A 15846-nucleotide genomic window follows, 5' to 3' on the forward strand; every position below is an offset into this window, starting at 1 on the left:
TTGAGCAACAACAGCAGGGTTGACGGTATCTAATACTGTTACAATAGCAGTTGCAGAATCAATATTAGAGTTAGCATCAATTGCGTATAGTTTCACAGTATTCGCACCCACTTCTGAGCAATCGAAACTAGTAGAGTCTAATGACAGTGTTATTGCAGAGCAGTTGTCTGCACTTCCGTTGTCAATATCAGCAGTAGTAATGGAAGCAGATCCTGTAGCATCCAAGTAAACTGTAATGTTTTGAGCGATTACTGTTGGATTCAAAGTATCTAGAACAGTAACTGTTGCACTAGTAAAAGATGAATTAGTGCTTACATCTATAACTGTTAACTTCACTGCATTTGGTCCAACATCAGTACAATCGAAGCTCGAAGAGTCGATGGCTAACGTAAATCCTGAGCAATTGTCATTACTACCATTATCAATATCAGCAGCAGTAATGGTTGCATTACCAGTTGCATCTAAATACACTGTCAAGTTTTGAGCAACCACAGTCGGAGTGATGGTATCAAGAACCGTTACCACCACAGAAGCAGAATCAATGTTAGTATTTGCATCCGTTACATAAAGCTTCACTGGATTAGCACCAACTTCAGCACAATCGAAGTTAGCCGAATCAATCGCCAAGGTAATCGAAGAACAGTTATCAGCACTTCCATTGTCGATGTCCGCCGCAGTGATGATTGCATTACCAGAAGCATCTAAATACACTGTCAAGTTTTGAGCAATCACAGTAGGGTTGGTGGTATCTAACACTGTCACTATTGCAGCAGCAGAATCAATATTAGCGTTCGCATCAATTGCATAAAGTTTCACAGTATTCGCACCCACTTCGGAGCAATCAAAATTAGTAGAATCCAATGACAGTGTGATTGCAGAGCAGTTGTCAGCACTTCCGTTGTCAATATCAATAGTAGCAATAGTTGCATTACCAGTTGCATCCAAGTAAACTGTAATGTTTTGAGCGATTACTGTTGGATTCAAAGTATCTAAAACAGTAACTACAACCGAAGCCGAATCAATGTTTGAATTGGCATCTGTCACCGTTAACTTCACTGTATTTGGTCCAATATCAGAACAATCGAAGTTAGAAGAATCGATGGCTAACGTAAATCCTGAGCAATTGTCATTACTTCCATTATCAATATCAGCAGCAGTAATAGTAGCATTACCAGTTGCATCTAAATACACTGTCAGGTTTTGAGCACTAGCCACAGGGCTTATTGTATCGAGCACAGTTACTATTGCGTATGCAGAGTCCATATTGGAACTGGCATCGGTTGCATACAATTTTACAGTATTTGATCCAGTTTTAGAACAATCGAAGTTAGCAGAATCGATGGCCAATGAAATAGCAGAACAGTTATCAGCACTTCCGCCATCAATGTCAGCGGCAGTAATGGTTGCATTGCCAGTTGCATCCAAATAAACGGTGATATTTTGCGCAACCACCACAGGTTTTGTAGTGTCTAATACTGTTACAATTGCAGTAGCAGAATCCACAATTGAATTGAGGTTTGATGCGTATAATTTAACTGTATTCGCACCCACTTCCGAGCAATCAAAACTAGTAGAATCTAAAGACAATGTGATTGCAGAACAATTGCTTGTACTTCCATTGTCGATATCAGCAGCAGTAATAGTAGCATTGCCAGTTGCATCTAAGTACACAGTTATGTTTTGAGCAATTATCACTGGTTTTATTGTGTCTAACACTGTTACGGTTGCCGATGCAGAAGAAACATTCGAGCTAGCATCTGTCAACGTTAACTTCACTGTATTTGGTCCAACCTCAGAACAATCGAAGTTAGTAGAGTCGATGGCCAACGTAAATCCTGAGCAATTGTCATTACTTCCATTATCAATATCGGCAGCAGTAATTGTGGCGCTACCAGTTGCATCTAAATACACTGTCAGGTTTTGAGCACTAGCCACAGGGCTTATTGTATCGAGCACAGTTACTATTGCGTATGCAGAGTCCACATTGGAGCTGGCATCGGTTGCATACAATTTTACAGTATTTGGTCCGGTTCTAGAACAATCGAAGTTAGCAGAATCAATGGCTAAATTGATTGAGGAACAGTTATCAGCACTTCCGCCATCAATGTCAGCGGCAGTAATGGTTGCATTACCTGTTGCATCCAAATAAATTGCAATGTTTTGAGCGATTACTGTTGGTTTCAAAGTATCCAAAACAGTAACTAATGCCGAAGCCGAATCAATGTTTGAATTGGCATCAGTCACAGTTAACTTCACAGTATTTATGCCCACATCAGAACAATCAAAGTTAGAAGAGTCGATGGCTAAGGTTAACCCTGAGCAATTGTCATTACTTCCATTGTCAATATCAGCAGCAGTAATAGTAGCATTACCAGTTGCATCTAAGTATACAGTTATGTTTTGAGCGATTACTGTTGGTTTTAAAGTATCTAACACTGTTACTATTGCTGTAGTAGAATCTACGTTTGCATTCCCATCTGTTACATACAACTTCACAGTATTTGCACCTACTTCAGAACAATCGAAGTTAGCAGAGTCGATGGCTAAAGTAATCGAAGAGCAATTATCAGTACTTCCATTGTCTATGTCAGCAGCAGTGATGCTAGCCATACCAGAGGCCCCTAAGTATAGAGAAATATTTTGACTAACCACATTAGGTTTAATAGAATCTAATGTCGTTATCGTTGCATTAGAGCTTAATGAACATCCGTTGTTATCAGTTATCGTAATGGTATATGTGCCAGCCATAACTCCTGATATAGATACTGTTATAGCAGCATTGCTCCATAAATAAGTATACGGAGAAGTTCCTCCTGATGGAGATGCTGTAGCTGCTCCATCAGTGTATCCGTTGCAGGAAACACCTGCGTCGATTGTGATGCTAGCAGATAATGCTGTAGGTTCTTGAATGGTAATAGAACTGGTATCCGAACAGCCGTTTGTATCTGTGACGGTTACAATGTAGTTTCCTGCTATAATCCCTGTAATAGTTGCAGTGGTGGCAATGGTCGTTGAGTCTGTTGAAGTCGACCACGCATAATTGTAAGGAGAAGCTCCTCCTGTTGCAGATACAGTAGCTCCTCCATTGGAGAAACCATTGCAAGTTACATTTGAGTCAATAACAATTGAAGAGATTAACTGAGTTGGTTGACTAATAGTGGATGTTGATGTTGCAGAACAGCCATTAATATCAGTCACAGTAACTGTATAAGTTCCAGAAGCTAGTCCTGAAATAGAATCTGTTGTCTCCCCATTTGACCACGCTAAATCATATGAGCCTGATGGGCAAAATGCGATAAAGTCGTTTGTTGCTGTCCAAGCAGACGCATTTCTTCCTGGGTAAGTATAAGCAATGGTGCCATCTTGATTTTCTATTCCAAGTGTTGCATCTGTCAATCCGTTGGAGCTGGTAGAATGTACTTCAATGCAATTTGTACCTTCATAAAGAATAACTTGGGCAGTTATTCGAGGAGAAGTCGAGCCGCAACATAACGGCACAGTATCAAAAGACATGATCCATTTTCTAGATGGGGCAGTCCCCACCATTTGATATTCTATCTTACCACCTGATGATGGATCCAAATCTTCCCACGCAAAGGCAATTAAATTATTGACTTCATCAACATCAGGTAACGATTGACCTTGACAACACCCATCATTTGGGGCGAAAAGTGGTAAATCGAATTCAGGTAAAGGACCTTGACCTCCGCCTTCACCACCTTGACCTGATTCAAAACTTTGTTCAAAGGTGATAAACCCATTTGAACTAATGTAAGCTTCTGTATAGGTTATTCCAAAATAGTCAAAATCGAAGCCTAAGGGAATGGCGCTTGATAGTTCATCATCTTCTAAGTTAATAGAAGTTCCTGAGATAGAAACCGGATTATAATTTGAAGCAGAGGCATCTATAGAGTATGTATACCCAGCTGTTCCACCACTGATATCCAACGAGATTGATCCAGTAGAATCATTAAAACAACTCACATCCTTTTGGGAGACACTGATTATTAAAGAGTCAGGTTGAGAAATAGTTACACTATCAGTATACGCACAACCATTGGCGTCTATAATAATGATTTGATGTTTTCTTGCGGATAAAGTTGAATCAATCTTGGCGATGCTTCCTGTACTCCAAAAGTAAGTAAATGGTTCTGCTCCAAAGGCATTTACAGTTGCTCTTCCATCAGTTTCATTGTAGCAGCTAACATTATTTACTACTGTAGTTGATATAGAGGCACTTTCATTTTCAGTAACTGTTACCGTATCATAAGCGATGCAACCACCGGATTCAGTAGATTTTAGAATATAAGTATCACTAAAAGATACAAAGATGGAAGGTCCTGAGCCAATAATTTCAGTCTCCGCTTCAAAACGCATAACAGAAGCCTTGGAAGAACTAGTAAAGTCCTTAAACGCTATGTAAGGAACCTCATTTACTATTGCCATTGAGGGAAATGTAGCTGCTCCTGGTGTCAATCCTTCTGCTCCAATAATATTCCAGTCTGATCCATCATACTTTGTTACTACAGCTTTTTGATTTAATGAAAAGTCAGTGAAACTGGCATAAGGTGTTCCATCTTTAACTTCAAAATCCAATGAGCTGCCATTGGGTGCTGGTATATCCGATAATCCACTAGACCAATATAAACCGTTGAACTCATTAATAAAAAACCGATTGCTGCCTCCATTGTAACATACAATTGGGTTGCCATTGTAGAAATCAATATATATTTGATAGACTTGATTAGATGTAAACCCTTCATTTCCGATTGTATTCCAACTCGAACCATTCAGCATCTTTACAACCCCTTTTGATGAATAGGCGTTGTCAGCATAGGCTAAATACAAATTATTTCCATCATATCCGAAATCAAAACTATTCGCAGTTTGATCCGATATACCCGCACCACCGGCATAAACCCATGAAGTCCCACTGTATTTTTTAACAGAAACTCGACCACCGAGTGATGACGCATAGTCTTGATAGGCAACATAGGCGGTATCATCAATTAAAATGAATTCAGTTCTTGAACCGGAGAAGCCTGAACCACCTATAAATTGCCAATTGGTGCCGTCAAATTTCATGACAGTACTATTAGGACCATCTTGAAAACCTACATATGGATTTTGATTGCTGTCAAATTGTAATTTAATATAGATAGCAGAATTGTTCGAGAATCCTGGAGGACCTAAATATTCCCAAGAAACGCCATTGTATCTCATTACTGACAATTTATTGCCATTTGCTAAATCTCTAAAGGCCATATAAAGCACACCATTGTTTTCTTCCAGGACAATTTCTTCAGCAGTGCCTGATGTAAAGCCATAAGAACCAACAGGAAGCCAAGCTCCTGTATCTTTTTTCAATTGCCATTCATATGTTGTGCCTGTAACTGCAGTGGTGGTCAATTCAACCGAGTCATTTAGGCAATAGCCAGCATTGGATCCTTGATTAATGGAAACCGAAGCAGAGTTGATATTTGTGATGGTATTACTTGAGGTTACTGAGCAACCTGAATTGTCAGAAATGGTTACTTCATAGGTTCCGGATGGTAAACCAGTAATAGAAGCTGTTGTTGCTGAGTTCGACCAATTATAGGTATATGGAGTTACACCACCAATAGCTGAAGCGATAATTGATCCATCAGCAACTCCTTCGCAAGATGCATTTAAGTAGATTGTTGTGGTGGGAATTATTGGAGAAGGAGAAGTGATTGAACTGCTGTTAGTAGTTGAACAGCCATTAAGGTCGTTAACCGTAACAGAATAATTTCCTGCAGCAACTCCTGTGATAGAGGCTGTTGTTGATCCATTTGACCATACATAGCTGTATGGATTTGTGCCGCCAGATGGTGTCACAGTTAAACCTCCATTTGAAGCTGAACCACAAGTGACGTTAGAGTCAACAACTATTGATGAAATGAATGCGCTTGGTTGGGTGATCGTTGTTGTGGCAATAGCTGTACAATTTTTAAAGTCTGTAATTGTTGTTGTATAAGCTCCGACACCAAGCCCACTTATTGAAGCAGTAGTTGATCCATTAGACCATAGATAGATATAAGGTGAAGTTCCTCCAGTGGCAGATGCTGTAACAGCACCATCAGAATTTCCATTACAAGAAACATTAGTTTTTGAAGCGATACTAGCAGTTAAAGCTGTTGGTTGTGTGATTGTCGCTGTTGTTGTAGTGGCACAGTTGTTATTATCTGTTACCGTTACTGTTAGATTTCCTGCAGCAACTCCTGTTACAGCAGCAGTAGTTGTGCCATTGGACCAAATGTAAGAATAAGGCGAAGTTCCACCTGAAGCAGCAACTGTAGCCGAACCATCATTATTTCCATTACAAGAAACATTGGTTTGCGACGCTATACTTGCATTGACTGCAGAAGGTTGAGTAATATTGGCAGAAGTAGTATCAGAGCAGCTATTATTGTCTGATATAGTTACTGTTAAATTTCCTGCAGTAACTCCTGTTACAGCAGCAGTAGTTGTCCCATTGGACCATATGTATGTGTAAGGAGAGGTTCCACCAGAAGCAGTAACAGTAGCTGATCCATCATTATTTCCATTACAAGAAACATTGGTTTGAGAGGCGATACTAGCATTAACGGCTGTTGGTTGAGTAATGGTTGTAGCTTGAATATCTATACATCCATTGATATCAGTTATTGTGGTAAAGTAAGTTCCTGCAGCAACTCCTGTTACAGCAGCAGAAGTAGTTCCATTTGACCATATGTAAGTGTAAGGTGAGGTTCCACCAGTTGGAGCAGCAGTTGCTGAGCCGTCTGAACCTCCATTACAAGAAACGTTAGTTTGAGAAATGGATCCATTAATCGCTGCTGGTTCTGTAATCGTAGTAGTTGTGGTAGCCATACAACTATTATTGTCCGTTATGGTTACTGTTAAATTTCCTGCAGCAACCCCTGTCACAGCAGCAGTAGTTGTGCCATTGGACCAAATGTATGTGTAAGGAGAGGTTCCACCAGAAGCAGTAACTGTAGCTGAACCATCATTATTTCCGTTACAAGTAGAACTAGTTTGAGAGGCGATACTGGCATTTAATATAGGGGGCTGAGTAATATTAGCAGAAGAACTATCAGAACACCCATTGTTGTCAGTAACTGTTACCATTAAATTACCTGCTGCAACCCCTGTCACAAAAGAAGTAGTTGTGCCATTGGACCATATGTAAGTGTAAGGAGAGGTTCCACCAGAAGCAGCAACAGTAGCTGACCCATCATTATTTCCGTTACAAGAAACATTGGTTTGAGAAGAAATACTTGCGTCTACAGCTGGCAGTTGAGTGATAGTTGCAGAGGCAACAGACGTAGAAGAGTTTCCATCAGTTAATGTAACCGTATATGTTCCCGCTGCTAAACCGGAAACTGTGTTTGAAGTTGATGAAGTATTGTTTGTAGAAGAGCCATTAGACCAAACAAAGCTATAATTAGCTGTTCCATTAGATGCAGATACAGTTAGACTTCCTGTAGAGCTACCATTGCAAAGGATATTCGTCTGAGCAGTTATTGTGGCTAACACATTTACTGGGCAATAATTTACATTAAATGTATCAATTGCAAAAGGTGTTGTAGCAAAAGGTAAAAAATCAAAATCATTACCAGATTTGGTGGCGTCTTTTTGAAGTGCTTCACCAGAACCACCTGGGTTTGTAGAGTAGGTAGGCCCAGATGTGGCTCCCCAATAGTTATTCTCTATATCATACTTCAATAGATCGTCAGCTGTGCTGCAGCAAGTATTAGCCCATCTTGTATGATGGATTGCAAATCCACCTGATAACGAACAAAAGTTATTATAGTTAATATAGGTAGTATCAGGAGAGTCTTGCCAACCGGCGATGTCTATCGCGATTCCATTGTGTGAAGATGTTATGTGATTGCTATCAATGATGACTCCTCTAACATTACTGTGTAAAATAGTAACAGCACCAACGGTAGTATCAGCACTTGTATTCGCATTCTCAATTTTATTCTTTTTAATTATCGCATTGTAAGGGTAGTAAAAGTTAGCGGAAGATATTCCAACTTGTATGCCTGAGTTCACTGTTGTATTTATTTGATTCTCCCGAATGATAACACTACCATTTGTTGATCCAAAACCACCGTAACCATCACAAAGGATTCCTGCCCACTTTGTGTTTTTTATGACATTTCCTTTTATAGTAAAATATTGACCTGCCTCTGCTAACCATATTGCCGAAACACCTGCAGGGGTTAAGCAGTTACCATTTCCATTGTAGAAACCTATATTCTCAAAGTAATTTCCTTCAATCACCCAAGTGCCTCTATTAACTGTTGTTGATCCATCAGAGTCGGTTTTGATACCATGGCCTCTTGTATTGGTAACCTTATTGTTTTTTATTGTAGAATTGGTTGCAGGTCCATATCCATAGCCACTTGCAGCCCAAAATGCATTCACACGAATACTATCCATATGAAGACCTTGAATATTTAATTTGTTGTTATTTCTAGAACTAAATCCATATCCGACTAATCGGGCAGAAGATGTTCTATAATCTCCAGTTTCAGAAATGATGAGTAAGTTGGATTTGAAAACTTCAAGATACAAAAGAGAGTCCTGAGAAGTACCAAATAAACTGCATGCAGTTGAGATCGATTCTCTGGGATTTCTGTAGGTCCCATCTGTGATGAGAATGATGTCCCCTGAGTTCGAACCATTTATTGCAACTTGAATGTCGGTATAAGTGGTTGCTGCAGTAGAATAGGAATTGCCTTGTACTGTTACTGTAGCTGGTCTTGACTCTCCTTGATTATTAACCCACCTAACCGTTTGTGCGTTAAGACTTGTTTGTGATGAGTAAAATGTAAGAAGCAGTACAAATAACAAATTATATTGTACAAATTTCTGTGGTACAGAATTTTTCATGTGGCTTAAAATTATAGTAGAGAGTAATCTCCTATAGTGGTAGAAATTTGTGGTAAAGAAATTTGGAAAATGAAGTAAAGAAAGTAGAATAATTCGTCTCATAATTTTTGTTGTCTTTGTATAATTACTCACTTTAAATTCCAATCAATCAGATGTTAAAACAAGTGTTTGTCTTTTTTTTGAAATTTTTATTTTTTTGTAGGACTCCTAAGATTCAAATTAACTATTATTAACAATCCGCAAATCTATAACATTTTCTGATAAATAGCACTAAATCTACTGTGAAGAGTCTTATTTAGTAGACGAATTGTAGGCATATTTTTAGTTTGGCAAGGCTTAATTAATAGAATTTCTTTTTACTAAATTATATATCCAAAGTAAAAACTAGAGGTAGTGCATCCCAAAAAGGATTATAGTATTTTTAGTTGGGAGAAGGGATACGAGTAAAATGACTCGTCTTTAAATATTAAAACAAGACACTTATTAAGTAAATTAACTTTACTCCCATAAAATCATAAATTTGAGGCGATGAGAAATAAATTTATTTTTTTGAGATGGGCCATTTTATTAGAATTTATTCTAGTTATTTCGCTTTTTATTCCTTCCGATTGGCTCAATGATCAATATGCCACTTATCAAATCGAAAAAGCACAAGATAGATTCCTTGATTTAGAACAAGAAGCCAACTTAGGGTTAAATAAAGTCATACATGGAGAGTCAACCGAGAGTAATACGGAATGCATCAGTTACTATTTATTAGAGCACGATTCCCTTATCTTTTGGTCGGACAACAACGCGAATATTGGCGTTTATGTCAATAAATCGTCAACCTCTCAAAGGGTTTTATTATTAGGCGAAGGGTATTATTACCTCAAAGAATTGCAAAATGAAAATAGACGTGCAATCGCTGCTATTTTGGTTCAGCAGAAATATTATCACACCAATTCTTATCTTCAGAATAGCTTTGTTTTAAATAAAAAACTAACAACAACTTACTATTTCAAAGCGGATGAATCTGGTGATGTTGGATTTAAAAATTCAGAAGGCAATGTGGTGTTTTCAATTACCCCAGCATCCAATAATTTCATCTTTGAATCCATCTTAATTGTAAAAACCACCGCTTTTTTTATTGCTATTCTTTTACTGTTATCAATAGTAATTCAATGGACAAACCAAGGCCGATTTAGCGCAGCATTGCTAGTTAGTGTTGTTTTATTCTCACTTCGCTGGGTTTGTTATTACTTTCACTTTCCTGATTTTTTATACCAAACCGAACTATTCAACCCCAAAATATTTGCATTGAATGAATGGTTGCCCAATTTGGGCGATACCATACTGCACCTCCTTTTTGTTTTTACAATACTTTGGATTCTTGTTTCTAACCAATTAAAAAAGCAGTTGACCTCATTCCGATTGGTCTTGTTTATTGGAGCAACCTATTTATTGGGCTATTGCATTACGCATGTTTTTAGAGGATTGGTGATAAGCTCTACCATAAGTTTTGACTTGAGTAATCTGTTTTCTCTTAATTTTTATAGCTACCTAGGTTTAATCATCATGTGCTTTATGCTTTGTGCTTTATTCCTTTTAGTGTCCAATTCTATCCGTCAAAATTCAGTGGAGTATTCTCGAACGGTATTGTTTATCTTCCTTCTGGGGATTGCCAATTATTTGGCTCAATATTTTTTCGGCGAACGAAACATTGCCTTTATCAATTGGCCGATGGTCATATTGTTTTTCTCTGCCACTGTTCACCGTTATTATTCTGGAAAATATAATCTTACCCGATCTCTTTTCTTGATTCTATTGCTGAGTTTAATTTCATCTTACATAATACTCCACCAAACGGCATTAAAAGAGCGGAGGAACATGAGTGTGATGGCTCAAAAATTATCAGAAGAAAAGGATCCTATTGCAGAATACTTATTTGCAAAGAGTGTAGAAAAAATGCAGAATGATTCTGCTCTATTGCATTTAATTCAAGATTATTGGAGCTATCCCGATTCTGTAAATTCATACATTACTCAAACTTATTTCAAAGGCTTTTGGCAAGGTTATCAGTTGCAATTTACTTTCTGTTCACCTGCAGATCGCTTGCTTGTTCAACCTGATAATTTGGAAGTGAATTGCCAGCAATTCTTCAACGATCGAATTGAAAAAGAAGGAACTCCAACAGGCAGTTATCCGCTTTTTTTGATGCAGTCAGAAACTGGTCGAATCTCTTATTTAAGTCGAGTTGAATTCGAAATTGATTCTATCGATATTATATTATTTGCAGAATTCAATAATAAAAGACTGAATGAAAATGAAGGATATCCTGAACTGCTGTTGGATCAAAAAGAAATTAGCAGATCCATCAGTTTGGGTGCTTTATCCTTTGCCAAATATGAGAATAATGAATTAACTGCCAGTGTTGGCGATTATTCGTTTTCGGCTTTTTTAGATTCAATTCACATAAAAGCTGGCAGTATCTTAAAGGTGGAAGATGGATTGCACAATCATTTATATTATCAGTTAAACGCCTCTACTTTAATAGAATTAGTGGGTCAGCGAAACGATTGGCTGAATGCATTTACCACGTTTTCTTATGTCTTCACAATGTTGGCGTTGTTGATTGTGTTGATTGCACTAGTACTTCCAGAATTCCCAATTCAAGTAGAATGGAGAATCAGAGATTTTACAACTAAAATACAAGTCTTCATAATTGGAATCTTGCTGCTTTCTATTGGGATGTTTAGTATCGCATCTACCTATTATATCAAAAAACAATACCGGGTTAAAAACGATAAAAATATCTCAGAAAAGTTGCGTTCTGTATTGATTGAAATTGATCAAAAATTGGGCGATGAAGATGAGTTGAATCAATCGATGAACGAATACATGACTGCAGCATTGATTAAATTTTCGAATGTGTTTTACACAGACATTAATTTATTTGGAGCAGATGGTGCACTGATTGCCACATCTCGCCCCGAAATTTTTGACATAGGATTAAAAGCGCAGTTAATGGATGCTGAGGCTTATCAAGTAATGGCAAAAGAGAAGAAGCGTATTTTTATAAATAGTGAGAACATTGGTGCACTAAATTACCTTTCAGCTTATGTGCCATTTTTTAATTCTGATGGACAATTTTTGGCCTATTTAAATTTACCGTATTTCGCGAAGCAAGACGAATTGGAAGAAGAGATTTCAAGCTTCTTGGTGAGTAGCATCAATATATATGTCGTTATATTTTGCTTTTCCATCATCCTTTCAGTGATTTTCGCCAATTACATTTCCAAACCATTACAGTTGTTACGAGAGAATATTTCTAAAGTAAACATTGGGTCTTCGAATGAAATAATAGAATGGGAAGGAAGTGATGAAATTAGCAGCTTAGTAAAGGAATACAACCGAATGGTGGTGAAATTGGCCGACAGTGCCGATTTATTAGCACGGACAGAACGAGCAGGAGCTTGGAAAGAAATGGCGAAACAGGTGGCTCATGAAATTAAGAATCCATTAACCCCAATGAAGTTAAGCATTCAGCACTTAAAGCGAGCGGCTGATGATCAGGCTGATGATTTGGAACAAAGAATCGACCGAACTGCTCAAGTTTTGATTCAACAAATTGATGCTTTGGCACAAATAGCTGATGAGTTTTCCAATTTTGCAAAAATGCCTGACCCGCAAAAAGTGGTGATGGATTTTATTCCAGTGCTAAAGAATGCAGTGAACTTATTTGACGAAAGTGAGAAGGGCAATATCAAGTTGCGACTTAATTGCGATGTGGCAAACGTAAAAGCAGACAAAGATCAACTGATTAGAGTGTTTAATAACATCATTAAAAATGCATTACAATCGATTCCAGATGGTAAAGAAGCGGAGATTAAAATTGATGTTAGTCAAAATGAATCAGATTATGTTATATCCTTTGAAGACAATGGGACTGGGATAGCGAAAGAAGATTACGAGCGAATTTTTGTACCCAATTTCACCAGTAAATCAAGTGGAATGGGATTGGGATTGGCCATTGTAAAAAACAGCATTGAAAACTCTGGAGGAACCGTTCATTTTGAAAGTGTCATTCATCAGGGAACTACTTTTATCCTTACGTTGCCCCGAATAGGTCAAGAATAAATAATACTTTTGAAGTAAAATTGAATGTCTATGCCTGAAAATATTTTGATAGAAAAAGATGGTACCGTTGAGATCATTACCATCAATCGACCAGATAAATTAAATGCCTTAAACAAACAAACCATCCAAGAAATTGGAGATGCTATACGTGAAGCAGATGCGAGCCAAGAAGTAACTGCTATTATTATCACAGGGTCTGGTTCGAAGGCATTTGTAGCTGGAGCAGATATTTCAGAGTTTGCCAATTTTAATAGTAAAGAAGCACACGCTTTAAGTCAACAAGGTCAATCTTCTATGTTTGATGTCATTGAAAACTCTAGCAAACCAGTGATTGCAGCAGTAAACGGATTTGCTTTAGGTGGCGGATTAGAGTTGGCGATGAGTTGCCATATTCGTATAGCATCAGACAATGCAAAGATGGGATTGCCTGAAGTAACGTTAGGAGTAATTCCTGGTTATGGAGGAACACAACGTTTGGCGCAATTGGCAGGCAAAGGGAAAGCCATGGAGCTAATCACCACTGCCGAAATGATTGACGCCCATGAAGCGCATCGGATCGGTTTGGTAAATCAAGTAACCACTCAAGAAGAATTGATGGATAGAGCGAAGAAAATGGCTCATAAAATTTCTAGAAATTCAACTGTTGCAATTGGCAAAGCAATAAAAGCAATCAATGATGGTTTTAAGGATGGAGTGAATGGGTTTGAAACTGAAATGACACAGTTTGGTGCTTGTTTTGAAACAGCAGATTTTAAAGAAGGAACCACGGCATTTTTAGAAAAAAGAAAACCAAATTTTCCTGGTAAATAATTGAGAATACTAAACTTTCCTAGTGCTGTTTTAGAATGAATCCGTTAAAAAAATTAGTCGGTCAAACAGCCATTTATGGACTTCCGAGCATCGTAGGACGATTGCTCAATTACCTTCTTGTGCCTATACATACTGCGATTTTCCTACCAGAGCAATTTGGGGTGATTACAGAAATGTATGCTTACGTATCTTTTTTAGTGGTTTTATTGACTTACGGAATGGAAACTGCATTTTTTAGGTTCAATTCCAAAGAAGAAAATAACAAAGATGAAGTGTTCAGCACTACCATCATATCCCTGTTAGCAACTACTTCTATTTTTATTTTGTTGGCATCGGTTTTTGCTCAACCCATTGCGAATTTTATTAGCTATCCAGACAACCAAGAATATGTGGTTTGGTTCGCCTTTATTGTAGGATTAGATGCCATTTCATCCATCCCATTAGCCAAGCTAAGAGTCGAGAATAAAGCCAAAACGTTTGCAGCAGTCAATTTGGGATCTATTCTTATCAATATAGGACTCAACTTATTTTGGATTGGATACTGTATACCAGCTTATCAAGAAGGAGTTTCTAATATTTTCACTGAATATTTATTTACACCTACCATCGGTGTAGGGTATGTGTTTATCGCCAATTTATTCGCTACCGCATTTAAATTCGTGCTATTATCCCCCTACTTATATAAAATCAAATACTCGATAAGTCTTCCAATGCTCAAAAAAATGTTGAGCTATGGTTGGCCTTTATTGGTGGCTAGCTTGGCCATTATAGTCAATGAGAATGCAGATAAAATCATGCTAAAGTGGATGCTTAAAGATTCCTTGGGGGTGGATGGCGCTACTAGTGTGGTTGGTATTTATGGTGCCTGTTATAAAATCTCTATCATCATAAGTATATTCATTCAAGCATTTCGATATGCTGCTGAACCCTTCTTTTTTAATCAAGCAAAAGAACAAGATGCGACCAAAACTTATGCAGTGGTAATGAAGTATTTTGTGATTGTTTGTTCTTTTATTTTCTTGGGAGTGCTGCTTTACATGGACATCATCAAGTATTTTGTAAGAAAGGAAGAATATTGGGTTGGGTTAAATGTGGTTCCTTATTTATTATTGGCCAATATATTTTTAGGCATATTTTATAACCTGTCTATATGGTATAAACTGAGTGGAAAAACGCGATATGGAGCGGCCATTGCAATTGTGGGAGCAGTTATCACAATCGTTATGAACTATATTTTAATTCCATATATGGGATATTTAGGTTCAGCCATTACCACTTTAGTTTGCTATTTTTCTATGGTGCTGATATCTTATTGGTTGGGGCAGAAATATTTTCCAGTAGATTATCCGCTGAAGCGAATTTTCTCGTATCTGGTTTTAGCCATTGGACTTTATGGAATTACAACGGTATTAAATTTAGAAACATCTGTTTTAAAATATGCAATACATTCACTTTTAATGGTGGCATATTTGGTGACGGTGTTCATTTTAGAAAAACCTAAAAAAGTTCTAATTTCGTAGACAAATCTTTCGATTTGAATTCGAATAAATCAATCATTTAATTCCCCCTAGTGGATGAAGATAAAAATTGTAAATCAGTCCAAACACCCACTTCCTGAATATGGGACTGCTGCTGCAGCAGGAGTAGACTTAAGAGCAAACATAGATTCCCCAATTACATTAAATCCTTTGGAGAGAACATTGGTTCCTACCGGATTATTTATGGAAATTCCTGTTGGTTTTGAAGCACAAGTTCGCCCAAGAAGCGGATTGGCATTGAAAAAAGGAATTACTGTATTGAACTCTCCAGGCACAATTGATGCCGATTACAGAGGTCAGTTGCAAGTAATCTTAATCAATTTGTCCAATGAAGCTTTTGTAATTGAAGACGGAGAGCGAATCGCGCAAATGGTAATCGCTGCGCATGAACAAGCAGAATGGATTGAAGTAGAATCGTTGGAAGAAACTGCAAGAGGAACCGGAGGGTTTGGAAGCACCGGAGTAAAATAGACAA

Annotated in this window: 4 protein-coding genes and 1 pseudogene; 4 read left to right on the top strand and 1 reads right to left on the bottom strand. The window is 37.7% G+C overall.

What is annotated here, in order from left to right:
• A pseudogene (locus tag ACTB0X_RS06230) lies at positions 1-8904 on the bottom strand (hypothetical protein); the annotation flags it as partial.
• Positions 8905-9432: 528 nt separating this feature from the next.
• On the opposite strand from ACTB0X_RS06230, the gene ACTB0X_RS06235 reads away from it, so the two are divergent.
• The 4 genes from ACTB0X_RS06235 to dut are packed head-to-tail and all read left to right on the top strand — an operon-like array spanning position 9433 to position 15842.
• Entirely contained in the window at positions 9433-13023 is a 3591-nt protein-coding gene (locus ACTB0X_RS06235) for a sensor histidine kinase (protein ID WP_463024132.1), read from the top strand.
• Between the two features lie 30 nt (positions 13024-13053).
• Positions 13054-13833, top strand: coding sequence for an enoyl-CoA hydratase/isomerase family protein (locus ACTB0X_RS06240; protein WP_463024133.1), 780 nt, complete (start codon positions 13054-13056; stop codon positions 13831-13833).
• 35 nt (positions 13834-13868) lie between these two features.
• Entirely contained in the window at positions 13869-15353 is a 1485-nt protein-coding gene (locus tag ACTB0X_RS06245; RefSeq protein WP_463024134.1) for a lipopolysaccharide biosynthesis protein, read from the top strand.
• Between the two features lie 54 nt (positions 15354-15407).
• Positions 15408-15842, top strand: a complete 435-nt coding sequence (dut, locus tag ACTB0X_RS06250) for a dUTP diphosphatase (RefSeq protein ID WP_463024135.1) — start codon at positions 15408-15410, stop codon at positions 15840-15842.
• Positions 15843-15846: the final 4 nt, after the last annotated feature.

It is taken from the genome of Acidiluteibacter sp. (genome assembly GCF_055129545.1).